The sequence below is a fragment of the Microbacterium sp. genome (assembly GCF_017305435.1).
Classification (GTDB): Bacteria; Actinomycetota; Actinomycetes; order Actinomycetales; family Microbacteriaceae; genus Microbacterium.
The window spans coordinates 1-22,879 of sequence record NZ_JAFKIP010000009.1 but is presented as its reverse complement, the minus strand read 5'-3'; the positions used below and the strand labels follow the sequence as shown (position 1 = coordinate 22,879).

Sequence of the window (22,879 nt, the reverse complement as noted above, 5' to 3'; positions counted from 1 at the left end):
GCTATTCCTTCCCGGAGGCGGTCGTGGTCGGCGGCGGGTCGGCCTGCCGGGGAGTGGCAGAGGCGGGCGTGCTCGATGAGGGCGGAATTGGCTGCGAGGGCGGCATCTGGGGTGGTGGCGCCTGCTCCGTGGCGGCACCGGCGTGGCCTTCGGCGGCGCCGCCGACCGCGGCCCCTGCTTTGGGTCCGGCGGTCGCCGCGGCCTTCATGACTGCGGCTCCCGCGACTGCGGCGACACCGATCGGCCCGGCAGCAGCACCCGCGCCCGCCGCCCCTGCTCCTGCTCCGGCGGCTCCGCCTCCGGCACCGGAGGCCGCAGCGCCGCTCCCGGCGGCCGAGCTCGAGCCCGCTCCGGCGGATGCGGACGCGCCCCCGCCTGCTGAGGACGGGCCGCCTGGCGGGGTCGCACCCGAGCTGCCGCCTGCCGGTGATCCGCCACCGTCGAGCACCTTCTTCGCGCTGTCCGCGGACGGGGCGGAAGGAACCGGGACGGGCCGGTTGAGCGCCTGCTTCGCCTCCTGCTCCGAGCTCATCGCGTGGTACATGTCGATGCCCACGAACGACAGGAACTTGTAGGTGATGTATGGCGCGAACGCCGCGATCGCCATCAGGACGACCCCGGCGATGGGGTCGGAGATAGAAGCCAGGTCCGCCTCGATCGGCGCCGACACCTGGGCGATCGCGACCAGGAAGATCACGACCAGGACCAGCTTGCTGAAGATCAGGGCGATCACGAATGTCGCCCACTTGGCGAACCATCCCTTGGTCGCATCCCACGTCGCCCCGGCGAGGGCAATGGGGCCGAACACGATGGCGACCAGCAGCAGGGCCTTGCGGATGAGCAGGGAGAACCACACGATCGCTGCCGCGGAGATGGCGAGCCCGCCGAGGAAGATCGTGATGATCGCGCCGACGCCGGGGGCGCTGATGTTGATGGTCGTCAGCCCGGCCGCGAGCAGCGCGATCCGGTCGCCCATCCCGGACATGGTGTTTCCGGTGGCCTGCACGATGCCGACGCAGAGCTGGTCGGTGACTTCCAGCAGCAGTCCGGTGAGGGTGAGGAGCAGGAACGAGCCCAGCACCGATTTCGCCAGGCCGAGCGCCGCGCGGGACAGGGCGGTCGGGTCGCGGTGGATGAGCCCGGTGATGAGCTGGAGGCAGAAGAAGATCAGGAAGAGGAAGATCGCGATGCCGAACAGGATGTTGTAGACCCCGACGTACTCGGGCTTGGTGACATCCACCAGGGTCGTGCTGTCGAACACGCCCCACACCGCGGTGAACAACCAGCCGGCCGCCTGTCCCATCGCCTGCGCGAGCCAGTCGAACGGGGCCGCGATCAACGACGCGGTCCCTTCGCCCACGGCGTCGCAGACCGAGGCGATCACCGGGACATCGCAGACGCTCATCGGTCCGGCTCCCGGTCGACCGGGCCCGCGGCACGCGGGCTCATACCGACTGCCCCACGCCCCAGAAGAAGTTCACCAACGTCACCGACGCGCCGCAGATGATCGCGGCCCCGCAGGACACGAGGACGCCGACCTTGCCACGCGAGGCGAGGTGCGGGTTGGAGGAGTTGGCGCCGAAACCCCAGATGATCGCACTGATGATGAGCGCGAGGACGGAGAGGATCAGGCCCACGGTCATCACCGCGCCGACGATGGTGCGCAGTTGCTCGATGCCGGGAAGGCCGGTGCCGTTGGGGTCGATGTTGATCACGGTTGCTCCTTGACAGTTGCGAGAGGGTTCTCGGCGGTCAGGTGCGCCCGACGACTCCGCGCATCGTTCTAAAGCTGGGTGCCGACGTCGAGGAGGAAGTTGAGCCAGGCCACCCCGGCACCGGCCAGCGCTGCGGCGCCGACGGCGACCCAGAGGCCGGTACGGGCTTTCGTGGCGGCTTGGTAGTTGCCATGTGCGGAGGCGACCGCCCACACGATCGCGCAGACGATGAGCATGAGCACAGCGATGATGAGGACGAACATCAGCAGCGCGCCGACGATGGAGCGCAGCTCGCCGGAGCCGCCGACGCCGCCGAAGTTGGGGAACACGTCCATCAGTGGGAACCTCCTGCCAGGGTGCAGGCGGCCGGGGCGGTGTCGCCGGCCTGGATGCGTTCGGCGCCGTGTTCGGTGAGCCAGGCGTCGGCGTCGACGGCGGGCTCGTTCGCGCCGCCAGGATGGATCTCTACGTGGAGGTGCGGCCCGGTCGAGTGGCCGGAGGAGCCGACGTCGCCGATGTGCTGTCCGGCGCTGACCGTCTCGCCGACCGCTACATGGATGCCGGTCTGCCACATATGGATGTAGTAAGAGGCGACGCGCTGACCTTGGACGGTGTGCTCGATGACGATCACGCCGCCGCCGGAGTCGCTGTAGTCGGCGCGGACCACGACGCCGTCCGCGATCGCATAGATGGGGGTGCCGTCCGGGGCGGCGAAGTCACTGCCGGAGTGGAAGGCCCGTTCCCCGTTGATCGGGTCGGTGCGCCACCCGAATGGGTCGGTGCGCACCCAGGTGCCTTCCGGCAGTGGAAAGACGATGCGGCGGGTCTCCGGCACGACCAGCGGTGCGGTGTTGCCGTCGCTGCTGCCGCTGCTGCCGCTGGCGGCAGGGTGGGTGAGAGTGGTCAGGATGGCCTCGGCGACGGGCTGGTAGTTCTGGTATCTGTCCGGGTAGGCCGATACCTCGACGGCCTGGGCAGCTTCGCCGGGGTCCATCTGCTGCCAGCCGGGGATGTCCAGCAGGCCCCGCGGTGAGGGGTAGTTCGGGCCGGTCTGTCCGCCGTAGAACGCGCGGGCCTGATAGTTCGGGTCCATGAGCTCGGCGACGGTGCCCCAGCTCGAGGCCGGCCGCATCTGGAACAAGCCCAACGAGTCATGGTCCGATCCGTTGCCGTCGTTGGGGTAGTTCGCGGACTCGGGGTAGGAGCCGGTGTTGGCGAGCATCCGCAAGCTCGTCTCGGTGAGGCCGGCCATGAGCGCGACGACCACACCGGAGCGGCCGATGCCGGCGGTCTGGCCGCCGACCGTGATGATCGTGGCCGCGTGGGTGAGCTGGACTTTGTTCAGCGTGATCGTCGTGCCGTCTTTGGTGGTCGCGGTCAACGAGTCCGGGATCGGGCCAACGATGAGCGAGCCAGGAAGGCAGGAAGCGGTGGCGGCCGGGTTCATCAGTACCCCGACGCCGATCAGCCCGGCCGAGGGGCCGAAGCACAGCAGGGCGGCGGCGAGCGCGAGCAGTTTCTTCACCATGACGACCCTGGCTCAGCGGAGGGGGTTGGCGAGTGCGGATAGTCGCAGCAGCCGGCACATGTCCGCGCGGAACTCGGGTGCGGGTGGCGTGCAGACGATGAACACGGTGAACGACACCGGCCGCGACGCTTCGACGGGCTCCGTGCTCCAGATGCCGGTCCTGTGCCGTGTGCCCTCGATCGTGTAGGCGGTGGCGCCGCGTGGAATCTGGCCCGGCGCGGCCTGCGCCTCGGCGGTCGCCCACGCCTCCGGTACCACGACGCTGTCGATGGTGAGCCGTTGCCGGGTCTGATAGGTCCGCAGTTGCGCCCACGCCTCGGGGCTGGGGAGGTAGGTGCGCACGTCGGTCGCGAGTGCGTTGGCCTCCGTGGTGTCGGCCGCGTCCGCGAGCACCTGCGCGTAGTCCGATGGTTCCAGACCCGAACTCGTGTCCCAGGTGAACAGCGCCTGCGCGACCTGCCGCGCGAACCCCTCCGGGTCGGATAGGGCCGGGATCGGCTCGGGCGAGCTCGGCGCGGCCGCCGATGGGGCGGGCGTCGCGGCGGCAGGTGAGGCCGATTCTTCCGGGTCGGGCCCATTGGTGGCCGGGCCCCGCAGCAGGCCGTACATGCCGAGGCCGACAAGGAGGAGCAGGGCGAGACCGCCGGCGATGGCGGCGAAGAGCAGGCGGCGACGGCGACGGTCGGCGGCAGGGTCCATCACGGGGGATGCCTTCCAGAGTGGGCGAACGAATCTCGCCAGGAAGGTGCGCGACGCGAGACCAGCCGCGGGTCAGGCGCTACGGAGTTCGCCCTGTCGGCGTGCGGCGTCGGCCGCCTCGGCGAACGCGACCGTACCGGCCACGGTCGCGGCGAACCGTTCCCATTGCTCCTCGGTCAGTGCCGGGCCGACCTCTGCCGGGTCGGCGCGCTCCCACCATCCGGCCAGCTCATCCCAGGTGAGCACGAATGCCCGCAGCGTCATCGTTCCCGGCAAGATCGGGATTGCGGCCGGACGGGTGCTCTTGCCGCGCTTCTTGCTCCCGCGTATCCGGGCCAGCGCGTCGGCGGCGAGGCGTTCCAGGTCCGCCGCTCGCATCTGCGTGTCCGCAGCCCGCAACGCGGTCGCGTCCTGCGCGGCACGAGCGCGGATCGCGTCGGGTGCGGAGAGGTCGGCGGCGAGCTCGTCGAGCTCGGCGAGGGACCGTTCCATACGGGTGCGCTGGTGGGCGGCGGTGATCGACCCGCCTGCGTCGATGCCTTCCAGTTCGGCGGCGGCGCGCTCCCGGACGGTGGCGGGCTGGGTGTCGTCGGCGGCGAGGCGCTGCAGCTCGCCGATGCGTTCCAGGCTCGTGTAGGAGTTGCGGCCGGTGACCATGAGGGCAGCCTGCTCGCGGCTCTTCCCCGCCGGCTCGTTCCACGGTGGGGCCACGGTGGCCCCACCGTTCGCTCTAGGGTTCTGGCCGCCGGCGGCGAAGCGGGTCGATTCCTGCCTCCTGGTGGCGTCCTCAGCCAGCAGCGCCTTGTATTCGCGGTAGAGGGCGGCGGATTCGGTGAGGGTGAGCGGCTTGTGCAGCGCGTTGTCGTCCTGCTCGGCCAGCAGCTCTCCGAGCCGGTCGGTGATCCCGGGCCGCACCCACACATCGGTCGTCTTCCAGCCGAGCTTGCGCATCGCGGCGTAGCGGCGCTGCCCGCACACGAGATTGCCGTCCGGGTCGATCGTGATGATCTGCAAGACTCCGTTCTCATCAATGGACGTCGCGAGGGCGTCGATGTCGCCCAGGTCCTGCCGGTGACGGCGCCCGACGTTGATCGAATCGAGAGTGCGTTCCAGCTCGATGTGCCCGAGGCCGCTACTCACGACGCCTCCCCGGGCTTCCGGGTGTGGAAAGAACCACCTCCGCCAGGAGACGGTCGTCGGCCAGGAGAGCGCGCAGCGGTTCGCCGATCAGCAGACGCAGCAGCACGCCACGGCCGGCGCCGATATGAGCGAGATCCGGATCGGGGTTGCCGAGCACCGTGCGCAGCATCGCCACCCACGACGGACCGGGGACGCCCAGCAGAACGCGGGCGTGGTAGTCGCGGCGCAGTGCCTCGAACGCCGCCGCACGAGAGGACGCCTCGGCCAGGCGGGCGCAGACATACTCGATCCCGGCGCGGGCGGTGGCTGCCGGCCAGCCCAGCAGCGTGAACAGGGCGATCGTGTCCTCGACGGCCGATCCGACACTGGTCGTCTGCCCTCCGGCATCTGGCTCGGGTTCGTCGTCGGGCGGCGGTGTCTGGAAGGCGGGGTGGTAGTCGGTCAGCACGTTCTCCCGGTCGGAGAACCGCTCGGCATCGTGGAACACCGAGTAGTGCGGTCGGCGGGCGCGGCCGGTCGAGCACAGCAGCCCTTGGCCGCGTTCCTCGGCAACGCAGGTGATCCGGACGGCGTGGGTGACCATCGCCCACGGGTCGTCGGCATTCCTGACGGAAGCGTTGCGCATCGCGTCGAATGCGGCCCCCGCCGCCTCCCACGGGTCCAGACCATGCTTCTTCGCCAGCGCGGCATACTTCTCGGCCGCGTGCCGCATCAATGCCGCCGCCTCCGGGTCCTCCCGCCAGGCTCCCCGGCCAGCCTCGTACAGCCGGTTCAACAGGGCGCGCAGCCCCTCCGAATCCTCGAACCCCTGCCGGAGCCCGGTGTCCTGTTCGCGCATTGCGGCACCTCCTGGAGGGAAGGTGCGCACGCACGCCCCAGCAGCCCACGTCGGTGTGCTGCCGGGGGTGCGCATCTCAGCTCACCGCAGCCCGATCCCCGAGCGAGTCGCCCCGGTGGACGACTGTTCGCGGCGGCCGAACGCCGTGACCGGTGGCAGCCGGCGAGCCCGCTCACTACTCGAGCGGATGCCACGCCGTGTCCTGCGGGTCACCTCACCGGGAAGGCGGCGGGCGCGGCGAGCGAGCTCGGCCTGAAAGTCGATGCCCCGCCCGGCGACCCGCGCCGTGGTCTGGCTCATCAGCTCGGACGGGCGCACTCACACGATGCCGCGCTTGGCCTTCTCCACCCTCTTCGAGGTGGTCGTCGTGGTCTGCGACGGGTCGCCGTGGCGTGCCAGCGCCGAGACCTCCTCCGCCTCGGGCACCGTCTTGGTCGGGCGGTCCGGTCGTGTCTCCGGGCTCGGGTCGATGTCGTTCATGCGGTCAGCTCCTTCGGTGTCTCCCGCGGGTCGGGTGCGGTGTCCTGCACGGCAGGTGCGCCCAACGCCTCGGTCTTGGCGAACCACCGGCCCACCGTGGACGGGGCCACATGCAGATGCCTGGCAATCGACTTGTTCGACCAGCGCTCCTCACGCAGGCGGGCCGCGAGCTCTCGCCGGCCCACCGGCCCCGGCACGGTACCCGCGGAAACGACGGCCTGTGCGGATGCCTGGACCTCCGTGGCCTCCGCCTCGACGGTCGGCTCCGGGACGATGCGGTGAGAGCGGACGAGAACGACCGTCAGATGGGTGGAGGCCAGCAGCACCAGCGGCGGCACCGCCGCAACACACGCGGCCAGCAAGGCGGGCACATCGGCGTCGGCGGCGACCGTCGCGTGCAGCGCGTTCGCCGTCACCGAGACGGCCGTTCCCGCCATGAGCAACAGCCACGGGTACCAGGCCGCCCGCTGCCCATCGAGAGCGACGACCGCGACGGTCGCCACGACGATCAGCCCATCCACAATCAGGGGCCACGCCCACGCCTGCCCCTCGTCCACCCCGGAACGGCGGGCCAGATCGGTCAGGGCGGTGAAAGACAGCCAGAATGCGGCCGCAGCGATCAGCACGGTCCCGATGATCGCCGTGCTCACCGCGAGCCGACCGTTCGGCAGACGCGCGGGGATCACGACAGCACCTGACTGTCGACCCGTGCCGCTCGGTGCGGCGCTTCGTCGTGCCCTGGCGCGTGAGAAGCCGTCCGCGTTGGGGCCGTGCGGATCGTGCGGTAGGCCGAGCGGATGGTCACGGCGACCTCGCGCGGAGGCAGGCCCGCGCGCTCGGCCGCCGGAGACAGCGTGTCCAGCGTGGCGGCAGGTGACGCGCCGGCCTCCGCCATCCTGCACGCAGCCCAGAACAGGCCACGGTTCCGCTCGCCTTCCCCAAGCGCCGAAACCCAGGCCGCCAGCCGCTCGGCATCCTCGACTCGGGTCGTGATGCTTCGCCGAACGACCAGCGGGGGACGCGGGTCGAGGAAGTCCCGCAGCGCCATCGCATCCAAGGGAGCCGCACCGGGCTGTGCCCCGCCGATCAGCTCGTAACGGGCACGAGGGCGAGGACCGCCCGGCATATTCACCACGGATGGCGGCGCGATGATGTAGCCGCCGGCACCCCGGAAGTCCACGTGCGCGCGAGCCGCCTGCCAGGACGCCTGCGGGCGGTCGGGATCGGTCGGGAAGTAGGCGTGCATCCCGCCCGAAGGGGTCCGCACCACCGCCAGCCACGCGCCCACGAGACCGGCCTGCCGGGCGCGACCGAACGCCGCGAAGCCGGAACCGGCCGCCTTCCGGTCAACGTCGACGACCTCCACTCCGGAGGCCGCACCGGTTGGCACCCCGATGTTCGCGGTCGGCCAGCGCCGCCACCACGCGGCGACCTGCCCGGCATCGGTTGCCGCGTCGTGGAAGCCGTGCTCCACCAGCGGGCGCTTCCCGTCCGGCACACACGGGAACACCGGAACCCCCACCGCCGCGAACCAGGCCGCCGCCTCCGGCAACGACAGGTCCGAGACGGAGGCGAATAACTCCACCGTGTCCATCACAGGCTCCTGACCGCAGACTCCGGCGGACGCGCCGACCGTGCGAGATCCGCGGCGGATGGCCCCCGCTCGGCCCGGTCGAGGCGTTGCGCGTCGCGTACAAGACCGGGCGGGTCGCCGGCGCCGATCTGCACGGTCGGCAGAGCATCGAGGATCACACCGGCCGCCTTGCGCACCCGCTCGCCGGTGGCCTGCACGACCTCGGCCGGCCCCTTGTCCTTCACCGCGCCAGCCCAACCGGAGACGTAGGAGACGGAGTAGGAGCTGGTGTCCATGCCGTGAGCGGCGCCGATCATCAGGGCCACCGACTCCGCCTCGACCTCGCCAATCCCGCGATGCCGCACCGCGTTCGCGTTCTCGGGGCCGTGCAACTTCACATGCGCGAGCTCGTGCGCGAGGGTCTTCACCTGCGCCGCCGGCTCCATGTTCGACCGCACCGCCACCGTCCGCGCCCGAAAATCGGTCAGGCCATTCGCGCCGCGGATCATGCCCTCGTGCTCCACCCGCAGCACGGCGAAGCCCTCGGATTCGATCAGTCCAGACAGGCCATCCCAGAGCCCCGCAGGAGCCTCGCCTTCCAACAGCCTCGGCGCCGGCCGCTCGGGAATCGGGTCGCCCGTTGTCTGCGAGACATCCCACACGTAGGCCGGCCGCGCGCCAACCAGGCGGGAACGCACCGCCTCGCCCGGCTTGGGCTTCTCGTACTGGCCGAGCCGGCGCCACGACTCGCCATCCTGCGGCGTCGAGGACGCGAACCGGCCCGTGACCGGCGCGAGAATCTGATAGCCCGCCTGGCCCCTCTCCACCTGCCGTCCGAGCATCTGCCATTGCTTGTACCCGGCCACATACGACGGCTCAGACACCGGCACACGGCCCTGCTCGAAAGCATCGAGATGCTGTACGAAGATCAGCAGCGTGTTCCCGAATGATCGCGACCGGAATCGTGCCCCGAACTCAAGCGCGCGCCGCCAGTTGTCCCCGGACACCAAGCGCTCGACTGCGCCTGCCAGCCGTTCGTGCAGTTCGTCAAGCTTCGCGTCGCGCGCCGCTCGTACCTCTTCGCCTGTCACCATCCCTGACCTCCTCCCGGCGAAACCGACAGCATGTGTCGGTGCTCCTTGCGACCATTAGGTACGCCGGGAGGATCAGGAGGCGGGACGGACGGCGAAATGAGGCTGCGACCGTCAGGTTCTCCGATGAACCCAACGTGTCTGAACTGGCCTACGGGACTTGGCCGGGATCGGTCTAGGGGTTGGGGCGTATCTGGGCGTCGCGCTGCAAGACCCGTGTCGTAGGACGCATTGGCCGCACCGGTTGCCCCGGTTTCGGGCAGTCACCGTGACACCAGTCGCAAGGCATATCACCGATGCAAGTTGGATGGGGGTGCCGCCGGTACTCGGAAGGCCCGATCCCGAAGCGACGTCGGAACCACCCTGCAGCGACGCGAGAGTCAGCCCACCCGACGGACTGCGCCGCCGAGGCAACCGACATCCTGGTCTCCTCGATCAACCGAGTGAACTCAGTAAGACGTACCTCAGTGAGGAACCGCATAGGAGCCACGCCGACCTGCATGCTGAACAGGCGCGTTAAGTGCGTTCTCGACATTGCGACCTCGGCCGCGAGCCGATGCACTGTCCACGGCTCCGCCATTTTGACGCGCAGAAGGTCGGTGGATCGACGTACTTGCGGCGCGAGCGGCGGCTGAGTAAGCGTGCCCTTGACGGGGAAGGAGCCTCGCGGATACGCCGACGTCGTCTCGCCGTTCGGCTCAACGAGAAGGGCGGGCAGTGTGTACTCAATCGCACGAGAGAACAGCCTGATCATGCGCGTCGCGGTCAGCTCAGGTGTCGTTGTCTGATCCATGAGGCTGATCTGCCGCCACAACGGTTCGCAGCACTGCAAGGCTTCGATCCCGGGCGTCAGGACGAGAGCGCTCCCGTCCCACTCGTCCGGGTGGGCGCCTCGAACCACTCGTCTCGCGTCGAGCAGAACCCAGCTCATCTGCGCCCGCAAGAATGCTTCGTCCACGTAGAGCGTCCACACGCGGACCGATGGCATTGGGCGCATCGAGCACCATTGGCCTGCGCCGAGCGCCAGCACGGTTCCGGCTACCACCTCGTGCGATCCCGTTGCCGTATGCACGCGAGCGCGCCCTTCCAGGACGTGCACGATCTTCGCGTGCGCAAACACCGCTCGACGGACCGGCGCCGTCCTTGCACTCTCGACGGCGAACAGGGGTAGACCGCATGACCGCTCGGCGATCAACTCCAACGATCGGCTTGTCGTCGAGTGTCCCCCGTCCCAGCGCAGCGCGCCCGAGGACGTCTTGCGCGCGGGTCGCTGCTGACTCCCACGATCACGCATTCAGTGCCGCGGCGGGGGTGCATGCGACGCGGATCGAACGGCAGAGGCCGGAGACCCCGCCGATGATGACTGCAGCAACGACAAGCGACGGCGTCGAGAGAACCCTGCCGTTGCCGAGCGTGAACACCACGGTCACGGCCACGCCAAGAAGCGCGCCGGCCATGCCTCCAAGAGGGGAGAGCAGTACAGCTTCGGTGAGGAAACTGCTGGCGGATGCGGACGCGAGGGGCAGCCAAGGCCCGACGCAATCCGATTCCCGGCGAGGCTCCAAGATCGAGAAGACCCATGACCGTCGCCTCCAGGACTTGATGGCGTCGACATGTAGCCACAGCCGGACACTGGAGGGCGTGATCACTCCCATACGGCGCGGGCCCCTGTGTCGCCGACGATCACGATGGCGACGATCGCGAACACCCCGACCAACGTGAGCAGGACCGAAACGCCCATTGACACCGCGCGCACGAGGCGCGGATGGGTCACTCTCGCTTCGGGTCGACCCGGGCGGGGAAGAACGAAGAAGCGGAGCCATACCCATTGCGCCCAGGCTCCAGCGAACAGCAAGAAGGCGCCAACGGTCGCGATGTCCGCGATCTCCGTGTGCGCGGTCACTGCCGCTGTCTGACTGACCTGGGTAGCTAGAGCCTCACCTGACTGCTTGGTGAGGAACGCCGCAATGAAGGCGGGGGTGGCGAGGATGGGGAAGACGATGCCGAGCCAGTCGCGCACCTTGGGGACCCATGCGGCAGCGATAGCGAGAAGTGCTACAACCGGTACCGCAATGACCGCAGCGTGGACGAAGAGAGGATGTAGCGGAAGACCATCGAACAGCCAGGACAAGAGACACTCCTCAATTTCGCTTTCACAGGTTCAAGGGGGTGGGAATCGGAGTGCGGCACAACCCAAATGGCGGCAAACTAGGCCGCGAGCACACCGGTCGACAGCAGGACGATCAGGACAACACCGACGGCCAGGCGATAGATCACGAACGGCAGGAAGCTGCGGTGGGCGATGTAGCGCATGAAGAACGAGATCACAGCGAGGCCAACCCCGAAGGCGACTACGGTCGCGACGGCGGTTTCGAGGCCGGTGAAGACCTCGGGAGTACAGGACGTTGTCGTGGTGCATGTGCGGGTGAGCGTCTTGTAGAGCTCGTAGAGTCCGCTGCCGAAGACCGCAGGAATCGCGAGCAGGAACGCGTATCGGGCGGCTGCGGCGCGCTCGTACCCCAGGAACAGTCCGGCGGTGATTGTGCCTCCGGAGCGGGATACCCCGGGTACCAGCGCAAGCGCTTGGGCGAGCCCATACACGACGGCATGGGGTGTGGTCAGCTGGCCGAGTCGGCGCTGTTTCGCACCGACTCGGTCGGCAATGCCGAGCAGGATTCCGAAGACGATCATGGTGCCGGCCACGATCCACAGCGAACGCAGGGTGGTCTCGATCTGGGTCTGGAACAGGATGCCGAGCACCACGATCGGCAGGCTGCCGAGAATGATGTACCACCCGAGCCGGGCGTCCACATTGCTGCGAGGTAGCCGACCGACGAGGGAATTGAACCATGCGGACACGATCCGGACGATGTCCCGCCAGAAGTACAGGATCACGGCGGTTTCGGTGCCCAGTTGGGTGATCGCCGTGAATGCGGCGCCCGGGTCGGCGCCGGTGCCGATGAGTTCACCGACGATACGGATGTGGGCGCTGCTGGAGATGGGCAGGAACTCCGTGAGTCCCTGGACGAAGCCCAGCAGAATTGCGTTGAGAAAGTCCACAGTGTCCTCGAGTCCGGCGGCGAGCGTGCGCGCCAACCCTGACAGGAGCGGGCCAAGAACCGGCTAAGAAATCTCAGAGGAACGCACGGTCCAAGAATCCGCAGACGCGCTGACCTCCGCGCGGGGCTGCGCGCCGGAGCGTTGTCCGATCTGTTCACCTGCACGTCATCTCCGTCACCGTTATCGGAACCCGATATCGGGATACGATTCGAGGCGGAGGACTGATGAGGGAGCTGTTTCGGGGGGCGGTGTTCCTGCACATCCTGCACCACGCGGCCGAGGAGCCGATTCATGGTGCGTGGATGAGCGCGGAGCTGTCCAACCACGGCTACGACATCTCCGCCGGGACCTTGTATCCGACGCTGCATCGGATGGAAGCGGACGGCCTGCTGGTCTCCACGAAGGAGACGGTCGACGGCCGGGTCTTGCGCGTCTATCGGGCGACTCCGGCCGGCGTCGAGGCTCTCGCCGAGGGTCGTCGTGCGGTGCGCGAGCTCGCTGCCGAAGTCCTCCCACCCGAGCCCGGCACCCGAACGGAGAACGACCATGACCCCTAGCCCGGCCTTGGCCCGCAAGCTCGGAACCACCGACGCGGTGGTGATCGGTCTGGGCTCGATGATCGGCGCGGGCATCTTCGCCTCGTTCGCGCCGGCCGCTGCTGCCGCGGGCGCCGGACTGTTGCTCGGTCTGGCGGTCGCCGCGATCGTGGCCTACTGCAATGCGACGGCGTCCGCGCAGCTGGCCGCTCAGTATCCGACCTCGGGCGGCACCTACGTCTATGGCCGGGAGCGGCTCGGCGAGTGGCCGGGGTTTCTGGCCGGGTGGAGCTTCGTGATCGGCAAGACCGCGAGCTGTGCGGCGATGGCGCTCACGTTCGCCGCGTATGCCGCCCCGGCCGGGTGGGAGAAACCGATCGCGGTCGCTGCAGTGCTGGTACTTGCCGCGGTGAACTACTTCGGAGTCACCCGCACCGCGGGGCTGACCCGGATCATCGTCGCGGTGGCGCTGCTCGTGCTCGCCTTGGTGGTGGTCGTCGGGATCTCGGCAGGCGACCCGGCTGGAAACGACCTCGGCAAGGCCCTGTTCGCCGATGGACCCTACGGGATCCTCCAGTCAGCGGGCCTGTTGTTCTTCGCGTTCGCCGGCTATGCCCGGATCGCGACGATGGGTGAGGAGGTCAAGGACCCGCAGCGCACCATCCCGCGGGCGATCATCACCGCCCTGTTCATCGTCCTGGTCGTCTACGCCCTCATCGCCGCCACGGTGCTGCTGGTCGTCGGGCCGGAAAAGCTCGCCACCTCGACCGCGCCCCTGGTCGAGGTGGTCACCGCCGCGAACGCAGGATGGGCGGCCCCGATCGTTCGGGTCGGGGCCGCCGCCGCAGCACTCGGCGCCCTGCTCGCCCTGGTCGCCGGTGTCGGACGGACCAGCCTGGCGATGGCCCGCAACCGCGACCTGCCCGCCTGGCTGGCCGGGGTGCATCCGAAGTACAAGGTCCCGCACCACGCCGAGATCGCCCTGGCGGTCGTCGTCAGCATCCTGGTCTTGACCGTCGACCTACGAGGCGCGATCGGGTTCTCCTCGTTCGGGGTGCTGCTGTACTACTTCATAGCCAACATCTCCGCCTTCACCCAGGCCAAGGAGCAACGCCGCTACCCCAGGGCCCTCCAGATCCTCGGCACTGTCGGTTGCCTGGTTCTCGTCGCCACCCTGCCGCTCACCTCGATCGTCGTCGGGCTGATCGTCCTCGCTGTCGGCGTCGGCTACCGGCTGATCCGGCTGCGGGTCCAGAGGACGGCGAACCGGATCTAGCCCACCCCTTCTCTCCCGTGCCCTGGAGCGGACTAGGGTGCCTCTTAGCCGCCTGAGCTTGTCGGCCGGTTCCTGACATGTCGTTCCAGGTACATCTAGGCAGCGTCCCACGCCGAGCCGAGCCGAGCGGAAGCGTGTAGCCGAAGTCGAAGACCTTACTGATTGCGTGTCTAGGCTTCCAGCGAATGGGTCCGCGCAGCCGAGGACCTTCACTCCGGCTATGTCTTGATTGTGAACGATGGCGCGAGCCCGAGGTGAGTGAGGTGTGGAAGCCCGGTGCGTATGACCTCGTGTGATCGCTTCACTCGGCCGCATTCTTAGAGAGTTCTTGGAGACACGAGCGACAATGAGGGAACGTGAGTCGGAGGAGTTCGAAGTGGAGATGGAGACGCGCCGACCGGGCTTATTGCTGGTTGAGGACGATCAGGACATTGCGGGGATGCTTTCGGAAGTGCTGGCCGATCTGTACGAGGTTGATCATGTCCCCGACGCGGAGCGAGCGCTTGCCGTGGCTCTGCGTCGCCACTTCGACGTGATCGTGGTCGATCGACGTCTGCCGGGGATGGACGGTGTCGCGCTAATTCAGGCGATACGCCGGGCCAACATCACGACCCCAGTGTTGATGCTGACGGCGTTGGGCACTCTCGAAGACAAAGTGTCGGGTCTGGACGGGGGCGCGAACGACTATCTGGTCAAGCCGTTCGAGTTCGATGAGCTGCTGGCGCGCCTGCGAGCGTTGCGGCGTGCTTTCACTGCGGAGGGCAGGCGCCGTTATCTGGGCGAGTGGATCTACACTCCGGACAACAAGACCGTCTACTCTCCCACCGGGGGTCGGATCTTACTAACAGTGGCGGAGAATGCGCTGCTCGATCTGATCAGTACCAGCCCCGAGCGCGTGTTCTCGCGGGAGGAGATCCTGCATGCCGCGTTCAATTCGGATGACTCGCCCGGGACTGTCGACACCTATGTGCACTACCTGCGGAAGAAGACCAGCCGTGACATGGTCGAGACGGTGCGCGCACACGGCTACCGGCTCGGAGACCGGCCATGAGTATGGGGCCCGATCGGGCGCGCGTGCGCCGCGCGGCGGTCTCGGTCGGCCTCTTTGTGGGTGTCACCGCGGCCGTGCTGATGACGGTCGGCGTTGCCGTGCTGATTACGGCGATCACCCTGAACTCGCGCCATGAACAGGCCGAGCATCCGGGGGCGTTGCCAGGACGGGACGATGCGTGGGTGATCGACAGTAGCCGGGTCATCCTGCTGATCGTCGTGCTCGCCCTGATCGGGATCGTGCTGATCGGTCTCGTCGGCTGGCTGGGCGCTCGGCGTGCAGTGGCGCCTCTGGCCGAAGCGCTGCGGGTGCAGCGCGACTTCGTGGCCGATGCCAGCCATGAACTGCGTACCCCGCTGACGGTGTTGAGCAGTCGAGTGCAGGTGCTGGAGCGCCGACTGGGTCGAGGTGAGCCGGTCGATGACGTGGTCGCGGCGCTGCGTCGAGATGCGACGTCGATGGCGGAAGTGCTGAATGATCTGCTGTTGAGCGCCGAGGGCGCCGAGCCGCCGACGGACACTGCACCGACTGTGGAGGAAGCGGTGCGAGCGGCGGCAGCGACTCTCGAGGTGCTCGCCGACGAGGCCGATGTCCGCATCCAGGTTCGAACCGCTGCCTCCACCGCGGTGGCTGTACCGAGGGTCACCCTGATCCGATGTGTGGTGGCGCTACTGGACAATGCGATCCACCATTCGCCGCCCGGATCGTCCGTTGTGGTCACAGAAGGGTTGGATGGCGATCGGGCGACGATCCGGGTCAGCGACGCCGGGCCAGGCATCCTGGATATCAGCACCGACCAGATATTCGAGAGGTTCTCCCGCTCGCGGGAGACCGGTCAGCATCGTAGCTTCGGGCTCGGGCTCGCCTTGGTGCGCGACGTTGCAGTGCGATACCGCGGCAGCGTGTCGGTGGAGGAGACGTCTGAGGCGGGCACGACGATGCTGCTCGTGTTCCCGATAGCCCGATCGGTCGATTAGCCGCGACTCACGCGCCGCCGATGACACCTGTGATGAAGTCTGGGTCGTGCGCGGTGACCATGATCTCGGTGGCTCCGAGCCACCGTCGGGTGCGTCCGTCTGCTGCCACGAGAAGCCCCGTGGATGTGCCGGCGCTATCCAGCCAGCTCAGATCGTCGAATCCGGCGATCATGGCGGTCGTTGCCCACAGGTCTGCGCGGGTGAGGCTGTCTGCCTCGACCGTGGCGGAGAGGATGCCAGTGGTGTGCTTCCCGGTGCGGGGGTCGATGATGTGGGGGCCGCGTTCGGCCGTACCGGACGTGGCGATCGCGCCGGTCGACACAGGCAGGGTCGCGATGATCTCTCCTGAAGCGCGGGGGTCGGCGATGCCGACGTTCCAGATCCAGGATGAATCCGGGTGCGTGAACAGCTGCACGTCTCCTCCGGCGTTGATGCCGACGGCAGCGACTCGTCGATCGGTCATGAGCGGTTCCAGGTGACGGCGGGCGACCTGCTCGACCGCCCAGCCCTTGACCAGACCAGTGGGGTCGAACCAACCCTTCCAGCCTGCGTCGAACAGTCCGCCCGTCGCGTCCCGCGCTTGATCGCACAGTTCCCTGACCTCCGCGAGCATCGGTGCCGCGTCGGAGTCTCGCAGTTCACCGCGCGCGATCCGACGAATATCGGATCGCGGATCGAAGGGCGAGAAGACACGGTCAACCTGCCGAAGGTCGTCGAAGCAGCGCCGGGCGGCGTCCTGGACGACAGAATCAGTGGTGGCCGGGCCTTCGATGAGGGTGTGGATGCTGATGGGCATTCCCATGATCTGCTCGACATCGACCAGCCAGTGGAACGCAGCGGAACGCGCGGCGGCCACGAGGGTCAACCTTTTGCCTGGTCGAGGGCGCCCTGCAGCGAGGTGATGTACCCGCGGCTGGTAACCGTAGCGCCGGACACCATGTCGATCTTGGCGCTCTGCGCGGCCAGCGCCTCCGTGGCGAGTCTGGGAATGGCATAGCTGTTGATCTGCTGGTCCCGGCCGCTCTCGGTGGGGTAGTCGATGGCTTGAACGTCGGTGACCTTACCTTCGCCCACGGTGATCTGCACCTGCACGGGTCCCCACCGGGTCGAGGTGGACGGGCCTTGGTAGGTGCCGTCCACGAGCCCCGTCGATGTGACCGGTTGCCGGGCGGACGGCACCGGTTGTGCCGTACTCTGGCCAGCCTCTGGTGCGGAGCTGGCGGAGGGTGTGCTCCCGGACCTTGTTGATCCAGCGCTTGTGGATGGCTCAGCTCCGGTGCCGGCGGCGAGTGAGGTCGGCGGGATGGCCTCGGTGGAGGTGCGGTAGCTGAACAGCAGCACTACGCCGCTGATGGTTGCCAGCAGCGCGATCACGATCTTCTTCACGGGTTCCTGCCTAGATGTCGAATGCCTCGGAGTGAATGCGCGTGCGCTTGACGCCAAGCTGGTCGAGATCGGAGCGCACACTGTCCATCCACCGGGTGGGGCCGCAGAGATAGATGTCGTAGTTCGCCAGGTCCGGGGCGAGGTGGCGGATCAGTTGCGAGCCGGCCCACTGCTCGTACTCTTTCGGAATCCACGGCGAGCCCATCCGGCTGCGTGGCCCGTCGAGGGGCACATGGCGCACCCCGCGTTTCTCGACGAGGCGCCGAATCGCCCAGGACATCACCGCCGCGTCGGGGGTGCTGTCCCGAGTGACCAGGGTCGCCTCGCCGGGCGCGTAGGGCTGCTCCTGCAGCAGCGAGACCAGCGGAGCGACGCCTGCACCGGCGCCGAGCATGAGCAACTTCGTGCCGCGTCGCTGGTCACCGGTGAGGTGCCCGTATGGGCCCTCGATTAGTACCCGGGTTCCCGCCTTCAGCTCGGTGAGCTTCTGGGTACCGTCCCCGGTGATCTTGGCGGTGATGGTGAGCCGGTCGGCGTAGGGACGGGTGGAGATCGAGAAGGGATGCCCGCGTGACCAGCCCGGTCCGTCGAGGAAACGCCAGATGAAGAACTGGCCGGCCTTGGTGCGCAGCCGGTTCAGCCGATTGCCGGTCATCACCACCGTCACCCCATCGGACCCGTCCGCGACGACCTGCGTGACCGTGACCCGGGACCTGGCCGAACGCACCAGCGGCAGCGCCACCCGGTAGATCAGGGTGCAGCCTGCCGCACCGACCCACACCGTCCACCAATAGAAGGTCGCCAGGGGTGAGGCAAGGAAGTCGGCGCCGGTCCACAGCTGGTGCGGCAGTGCCAGGCCGACGCCAAGGTACGAGTACAGGTGCAGCAGGTGCCAGGATTCGTAGCGCATCTTCCGCCTGGCGCTTCGGATCGACAGGATGACGACCCCGACAAGAAGCAGGGTGCCGGCTGTGGCCAGCAGCATCCCCGGGTAGTCCCAGATCAGCTCCCAGGCCTGCCGGATGACATCGATACCAGCCGCACCCGCGTACCCGAGAACGATCAGCACGATGTGGGCGAGGAACAGCCAGAACGACCAGAACCCGGTCAGCCGGTGCATCCGAGTGATGACATCGTGCCCGAACGCGTGCTCGAACAGGGGCACCCGCGCCATCAGCAGCACCTGGTACAGCAGCAAGTTGGCGGACACCAGCCCGGTCAGTCGGCTCAACGAGGTCAGCGCATCAGCGCCCCCCGCCAGTGTGGTCTGGATCCCGCCGCCGGAGACCCAGAGCGCGACGATGACGAGGCTGGTCAACCAGATCGCCGAAACCCCGATCGCATGCCGCACATCCGTGCGTCGCCGGGCGGCACCGGACGGTGACGCGGAGGAACGCGATCGCGAACCGGTGAGACGACGCGTGGACATGGCATCATGCTCGGCGGCGGTCTATAAGGCTCGGCCAAGAAATCCGGCTTCCACATTGGTTCCTACAAACCACTAAGCGAATACTCGGATGGCGTTCAGCTTGGGTGTAGAAGAACCGGGGCCGGTCAAGATCCCAGTGACATCACTGGCATCGCAAGCCTGCACAATAACACCTGATTGTCGGACCATTCCGTGCACTCGCGCAAGCACATAAGGAGTGCCTAGCCTCGCTGGCAGGGGCAGCATATTGTGGGTAGACCGGGACGATGGCTCGACTAGTTGCCGCCGCTCGCAGGTACCCCTTCGTGGTGGCAACGCTCTTGGTCGCGACCGCGGCTGGGGTCCTCACCGTCACCCCCTGGAGCGCATTCACCCCGCGGCTGCTGGCCGGCTTCGCCCTGCTGATGGCGGCCAGGTCGGCGTGGACGATGGTGCGCGAGCTACGCGCCGGAACGTTCGGAATCGACATTCTGGCAGTCACAGCGATCGTGGCATCCGTGGTCGTCGGCGAGTATTGGGCTGCGCTCGTGATCGTGCTGATGCTCACCGGCGGAGAAGCACTCGAAGACTATGCGGCCAACCGCGCCAAGCGGGATCTCACCGCACTGCTCTCCCGCGCCCCCCAGCTCGGGCACCGTCTGTCAGCGGACAGTACGACCGAAGACGTGCCGATCGAAGCGATCATCCCTGGGGATCGCGTTGTGGTCCGCGCCAACGAGGTTGTCCCCGTCGATGGCACCCTTGTGAGCGAACTCGGTGTGTTCGACGAGTCCTCCCTCACCGGCGAGAGCCTGCCGGTCGAGCTATCGGCCGGTCAGGAAGTGCTCTCCGGTGGCGTCAATGGACAGACGGCCGTCGTGCTTGAGGTCACCCGGGCGGCCAAAGACAGCCAGTATCAGCAGATCGTCGCGTTGGTCGAGTCGGCGGCCGCCAGCACCTCCCCGATGGTGCGCCTGGCAGACCGCATCGCGCTGCCGTTCACCGCGGTGGCCTTCGTGATCGCCGGAGTGGCGTGGCTGGTTTCGGGCGACCCGGTGCGCTTCGCGGAGGTGCTGGTGGTCGCAACCCCGTGCCCGCTGATCATCGCCGCGCCGGTGGCGTTCATGGCGGGGATGAGCCGCTCCGCGAGGGAGGGCGCGATCGTCAAGAGCAGCGCCACACTGGAGAAGTTCCACCGTGCCCGGACCTTCGCGTTCGACAAGACCGGCACGCTCACCCAGGGCGAACCCAGCCTCGTCGACGTGCGGGCAGCCGGCGACATCACGCCTGACGAACTGGTGAGGCTGGCGGCATCCGCTGAACAGTTCTCCGCGCACGTCCTGGCCGCGGCGGTCATCAAAGCCGCCACCGCGCGGCGACTCCCGCTCTCCGGTTCCACGGACGCCGAGGAGTCGACCGCGAACGGCGTCACCGCGAGAATCGACGGCCACACTGTTGTGGTCGGCAAGCGCTCATTCATCTCTGCAACGGTCGGTCAGGAAGTCCGGCACGCGCTGCTGAATAGTGGAGAGCTGGCAGTGTATGTCGCTGTCGACGGCGCCTCGGCGGGCGCGTTGGTGTTTCGGGATGAAGTCCGCGCGAACGCTCGCACGACCATCGACAGCCTGCGCGCACAAGGCATCCGTCAGGTCGTGATGCTCACCGGCGATGACAGGCCCACCGCAGAGCACGTCGCATCAACACTCGGCATCGACGACGTGAGGGCGAACTGCCTACCCATCGATAAAGTCAACGCCGTCACAGCCATCACCGAACGTCCCGTCGTCATGGTCGGCGACGGCGTCAACGACGCACCCGTCCTCGCCGCCGCCGACATCGGCATCGCCATGGGAGCACGCGGATCGACCGCGGCCAGCGAATCCGCCGACGTCGTTATCCTCCGCGACGACATCTCCCGCGTCGCACGAGCACTCACCGTGGGACGCGAGACGGTCAACGTCGCCCTGCAGAGCATCTGGGTCGGCATCGCCCTCAGCATGATCCTGATGATCATCGCCGCGTCCGGGGTACTCCCTGCACTCGTCGGAGCCTGGCTTCAAGAAGGCGTCGACGTCATCTCCATCCTCTGGGCCCTGCGTGCCTCAACCGGCAGCAAGGAGACACAGCCCCCCATTGTCGCGACGCCTGCCGAGGCGTCCCCCGTTGCGGCGTCCTGACAAGACAGGCTCTCCGGACTCTCATTTGAGCCTGACCTGAACCAGCTTTGGTAAGCACTATTAGCACGAAGTAGGAAAGCCTCGCCTCGCTGGCGGAGAGCGCGTGGGAGTGTTTCCCTTGTCAACATGAGCAGTGCAGTCGAACCCGCCCTTGGCCCACCGGATCAGCATCCTGGGGAGCCCCACAAGGGCGGTGTCGCGAAGCGTTTGAACTGGCTGCGGGCAGGAGTGCTGGGTGCCAACGATGGCATCGTATCAACGGCAGCGGTGGTGGTTGGCGTCGCCGGCGCCAGCACTGGGTCAGCCCCGATCCTCATCGCAGGGGTCGCGGCCCTCGTTGGCGGCGCGATCTCGATGGCACTTGGCGAATACGTATCCGTCAGCAGCCAGAGCGACAGCGAGAAGGCGCTGATCGCGAAGGAGACCCGCGAACTCGCCGAGATGCCGGACGAGGAGCTCGCCGAACTCGCTGGCATCTACCAAGCCAGAGGCCTGACCCCAGAGACCGCTCACCAGGTCGCAGTTGAGCTCACTGCGCATGACGCCCTCGCCGCTCACCTTTCCGCCGAGCTGAACATCAGCGAGAAGGATCTTGTCAGCCCGTGGCACGCCGCGTTCGCTTCGGCGATCGCCTTCATCATCGGCGCCGTCCTGCCCCTGGTGGCAATTCTGCTCCCGCCAACGGAGTGGAGAGTGCCGGTGACCTTCGCGGTGGTGCTCGTGGCTCTGGCGATCACCGGAACCACGGCGGCGCACATCGGCGGCAGCTCCCGATCGCGTGCCGCCCTCAGAGTCGTCATCGGCGGCGCGCTCGCCCTGGCCGCGACATACGGCGTCGGGTTGCTGCTCGGCGTCACCGGAGTCGTGTGACCGGGACAGACATTCCGACGGGCTCCCGCCGCGCTCGATAGATTGGTCTCCATGGACGTTGTGCTTTCCACATTGCACGTCGTCGGCGCTGTATTCGTCGTCGGTCCGATGGCGATCCTGCCGATGACCGCCCTGCGCGCGCTGCGTGCGGGCAACACCGCTCAGGTGTCCACTTTGGCAAAGTCGACTGCAGTCTTCAGCTACTTGTCGCTGGTCGTCTTCGTCCTCGGGTTCGCGCTTGTCGGAATGGCAGACCCGAAGTACCACCTGTCGGTGACGACGCCCTGGGTGCTTTGGTCGATCGTCGCCTATGTGGTCGCTGTCATCCTCAGCCTCGTGATCGTTGTGCCGACTCTGCGTAGGGCCGGCGCGCGGGCAGCCGGAGAGAATTCCGCAGACGCCGTCGCAGTACCCATGACCGGCTACGGCATGATCGGCGCCGGATCAGGCGCAGTGAGTCTCCTCTTGGTGCTCGTAGTCGTGCTAATGGTCTGGAAACCGTGAGCCGACCGGACGACATGCACCGACCATGTTCGTTCGTGCGCTTCGACCGCAGATGAACGTGATCGTTGCGGCACCTCACAGCAGTGCACGTAGGGCCGCAACAGCTTGGCTAGGAAGAACCCCGTTTCCCAGCGCAGTCAACTGCTGACTTTGGGATAGCCCATAGCTGGATGCCGTTACCCAGCCTTCCTCGATACCCATTAGCCATTCGACAAACAAGGCCGCAGGCCGGGGGCCAGCGGCCTCGTTCAGGACTGCGGGCGCGGGTGCAGGTCGTCCGGTGATTCGTTCCCATCGGGCGATAGCTCCGGCGTAGCGTCCCCAGCGTCGAAGAACTCCTCGATCAACGCGAATGTCGTGTCCGGCGAGGGCTGGCGTCCGCGTCTCTTCACCAAGTCGACCACCTGATGGCTCAGCGTAATGGTCAAGTCCCGTGGTGTGGTGTCACTCCGGTTGCTTCCTGGGGGTGGTGGTCAGGCGGTGAGGTGGAGCTCGGGGCGGGCGGGTTCGGTGTGCTCGGTGAGGATGTGGACGAGTCTGCGCATGGAGATGTCGGAGAAGTAGCGGCGT

General features: G+C 67.6%; 25 protein-coding genes. 7 read left to right on the top strand and 18 right to left on the bottom strand.

What is annotated here, in order from left to right; all coding sequences use genetic code 11:
- Position 1 precedes the first annotated feature (1 nt).
- The 15 genes from J0I43_RS15675 to J0I43_RS15610 all read right to left on the bottom strand — a co-directional run bounded on the left by J0I43_RS15675 (position 2) and on the right by J0I43_RS15610 (position 12,124).
- Positions 2-1,405 carry a conjugal transfer protein TrbL gene (locus J0I43_RS15675; protein ID WP_292866036.1) on the bottom strand — a complete coding sequence of 468 codons (1,404 nt, stop codon included), beginning with the start codon at positions 1,403-1,405 and terminating at the stop codon, positions 2-4.
- 40 nt (positions 1,406-1,445) lie between these two features.
- Positions 1,446-1,715 carry a DUF6112 family protein gene (locus J0I43_RS15670; protein WP_292866033.1) on the bottom strand — a complete coding sequence of 90 codons (270 nt, stop codon included), beginning with the start codon at positions 1,713-1,715 and terminating at the stop codon, positions 1,446-1,448.
- Positions 1,716-1,783: 68 nt separating this feature from the next.
- The gene (locus J0I43_RS15665) at positions 1,784-2,050 is read right to left on the bottom strand and encodes a DUF6112 family protein (RefSeq protein ID WP_292866031.1); all 267 of its coding nucleotides are present in this window, start codon (positions 2,048-2,050) and stop codon (positions 1,784-1,786) included.
- Positions 2,050-3,243: a M23 family metallopeptidase gene (locus tag J0I43_RS15660; protein WP_292866028.1), complete on the bottom strand. Its 1,194-nt coding sequence runs from the start codon at positions 3,241-3,243 to the stop codon at positions 2,050-2,052. The genes J0I43_RS15665 and J0I43_RS15660 overlap by 1 nt, the downstream gene beginning before the upstream one ends.
- 12 nt (positions 3,244-3,255) lie before the next feature.
- The gene (locus J0I43_RS15655) at positions 3,256-3,942 is read right to left on the bottom strand and encodes a hypothetical protein (protein ID WP_292866388.1); all 687 of its coding nucleotides are present in this window, start codon (positions 3,940-3,942) and stop codon (positions 3,256-3,258) included.
- Positions 3,943-4,014: 72 nt separating this feature from the next.
- Complete coding sequence (locus J0I43_RS15650) at positions 4,015-5,082, bottom strand: ParB N-terminal domain-containing protein (protein ID WP_292866026.1); 1,068 nt, start codon at positions 5,080-5,082, stop codon at positions 4,015-4,017.
- Positions 5,075-5,920, bottom strand: coding sequence for a hypothetical protein (locus J0I43_RS15645; RefSeq protein ID WP_292866023.1), 846 nt, complete (start codon positions 5,918-5,920; stop codon positions 5,075-5,077). Before J0I43_RS15645 ends, J0I43_RS15650 begins: the two co-directional genes overlap by 8 nt.
- 318 nt (positions 5,921-6,238) lie before the next feature.
- Complete coding sequence (locus tag J0I43_RS15640) at positions 6,239-6,400, bottom strand: hypothetical protein (protein WP_292866020.1); 162 nt, start codon at positions 6,398-6,400, stop codon at positions 6,239-6,241.
- Positions 6,397-7,050 (bottom strand): DUF2637 domain-containing protein, encoded by a 654-nt coding sequence (locus J0I43_RS15635; protein ID WP_292866017.1) that lies wholly within the window; start codon positions 7,048-7,050, stop codon positions 6,397-6,399. The genes J0I43_RS15640 and J0I43_RS15635 overlap by 4 nt, the downstream gene beginning before the upstream one ends.
- Positions 7,051-7,082: 32 nt before the next feature.
- The gene (locus J0I43_RS15630; RefSeq protein ID WP_292866014.1) at positions 7,083-7,994 is read right to left on the bottom strand and encodes a bifunctional DNA primase/polymerase; all 912 of its coding nucleotides are present in this window, start codon (positions 7,992-7,994) and stop codon (positions 7,083-7,085) included.
- Entirely contained in the window at positions 7,994-9,067 is a 1,074-nt protein-coding gene (locus J0I43_RS15625) for an ImmA/IrrE family metallo-endopeptidase (RefSeq protein ID WP_292866012.1), read from the bottom strand. Before J0I43_RS15625 ends, J0I43_RS15630 begins: the two co-directional genes overlap by 1 nt.
- Before the next feature lie 172 nt (positions 9,068-9,239).
- Positions 9,240-9,644: a helix-turn-helix transcriptional regulator gene (locus J0I43_RS16460; protein ID WP_367267560.1), complete on the bottom strand. Its 405-nt coding sequence runs from the start codon at positions 9,642-9,644 to the stop codon at positions 9,240-9,242.
- 706 nt (positions 9,645-10,350) lie between these two features.
- Positions 10,351-10,521 carry a hypothetical protein gene (locus J0I43_RS15620; RefSeq protein WP_292866010.1) on the bottom strand — a complete coding sequence of 57 codons (171 nt, stop codon included), beginning with the start codon at positions 10,519-10,521 and terminating at the stop codon, positions 10,351-10,353.
- Positions 10,522-10,709: 188 nt separating this feature from the next.
- Positions 10,710-11,195, bottom strand: a complete 486-nt coding sequence (locus J0I43_RS15615; RefSeq protein ID WP_292866007.1) for a hypothetical protein — start codon at positions 11,193-11,195, stop codon at positions 10,710-10,712.
- Positions 11,196-11,272: 77 nt separating this feature from the next.
- On the bottom strand, positions 11,273-12,124 hold the full coding sequence (locus J0I43_RS15610) for an undecaprenyl-diphosphate phosphatase (RefSeq protein WP_292866385.1): 852 nt from the start codon (positions 12,122-12,124) through the stop codon (positions 11,273-11,275).
- 224 nt (positions 12,125-12,348) lie between these two features.
- Between J0I43_RS15610 and J0I43_RS15605 the strand changes: the two genes are divergently transcribed.
- The 4 genes from J0I43_RS15605 to J0I43_RS15590 all read left to right on the top strand — a co-directional run bounded on the left by J0I43_RS15605 (position 12,349) and on the right by J0I43_RS15590 (position 15,964).
- Positions 12,349-12,681 (top strand): PadR family transcriptional regulator, encoded by a 333-nt coding sequence (locus J0I43_RS15605; protein ID WP_292866004.1) that lies wholly within the window; start codon positions 12,349-12,351, stop codon positions 12,679-12,681.
- Positions 12,671-13,936 (top strand): APC family permease, encoded by a 1,266-nt coding sequence (locus J0I43_RS15600; protein ID WP_292866001.1) that lies wholly within the window; start codon positions 12,671-12,673, stop codon positions 13,934-13,936. Before J0I43_RS15605 ends, J0I43_RS15600 begins: the two co-directional genes overlap by 11 nt.
- Positions 13,937-14,318: 382 nt before the next feature.
- A complete protein-coding gene (locus J0I43_RS15595; RefSeq protein WP_292866382.1) occupies positions 14,319-14,987 on the top strand; it encodes a response regulator transcription factor in 669 nt (222 codons plus the stop codon).
- The gene (locus J0I43_RS15590; RefSeq protein ID WP_292865998.1) at positions 14,984-15,964 is read left to right on the top strand and encodes a sensor histidine kinase KdpD; all 981 of its coding nucleotides are present in this window, start codon (positions 14,984-14,986) and stop codon (positions 15,962-15,964) included. Before J0I43_RS15595 ends, J0I43_RS15590 begins: the two co-directional genes overlap by 4 nt.
- A 7-nt stretch (positions 15,965-15,971) precedes the next feature.
- Here the strand turns inward: J0I43_RS15590 and J0I43_RS15585 are convergent, their stop codons facing one another.
- Genes J0I43_RS15585 through J0I43_RS15575 form a run of 3 tightly spaced genes read right to left on the bottom strand, consistent with a single transcriptional unit; the run spans position 15,972 to position 18,779 of the window.
- Positions 15,972-16,820, bottom strand: a complete 849-nt coding sequence (locus J0I43_RS15585; protein WP_292865995.1) for an FAD:protein FMN transferase — start codon at positions 16,818-16,820, stop codon at positions 15,972-15,974.
- Between the two features lie 5 nt (positions 16,821-16,825).
- Positions 16,826-17,350 carry an FMN-binding protein gene (locus J0I43_RS15580; RefSeq protein WP_292865993.1) on the bottom strand — a complete coding sequence of 175 codons (525 nt, stop codon included), beginning with the start codon at positions 17,348-17,350 and terminating at the stop codon, positions 16,826-16,828.
- Between the two features lie 10 nt (positions 17,351-17,360).
- Complete coding sequence (locus J0I43_RS15575) at positions 17,361-18,779, bottom strand: ferredoxin reductase family protein (RefSeq protein WP_292865990.1); 1,419 nt, start codon at positions 18,777-18,779, stop codon at positions 17,361-17,363.
- 308 nt (positions 18,780-19,087) lie between these two features.
- On the opposite strand from J0I43_RS15575, the gene J0I43_RS15570 reads away from it, so the two are divergent.
- The 3 genes from J0I43_RS15570 to J0I43_RS15560 all read left to right on the top strand — a co-directional run bounded on the left by J0I43_RS15570 (position 19,088) and on the right by J0I43_RS15560 (position 22,309).
- Positions 19,088-20,935: a heavy metal translocating P-type ATPase gene (locus J0I43_RS15570; RefSeq protein ID WP_292865987.1), complete on the top strand. Its 1,848-nt coding sequence runs from the start codon at positions 19,088-19,090 to the stop codon at positions 20,933-20,935.
- Between the two features lie 126 nt (positions 20,936-21,061).
- Positions 21,062-21,805 (top strand): VIT family protein, encoded by a 744-nt coding sequence (locus J0I43_RS15565; protein WP_292865984.1) that lies wholly within the window; start codon positions 21,062-21,064, stop codon positions 21,803-21,805.
- Positions 21,806-21,856: 51 nt separating this feature from the next.
- Positions 21,857-22,309, top strand: coding sequence for a DUF2269 family protein (locus tag J0I43_RS15560; protein WP_292865981.1), 453 nt, complete (start codon positions 21,857-21,859; stop codon positions 22,307-22,309).
- Positions 22,310-22,879: the final 570 nt, after the last annotated feature.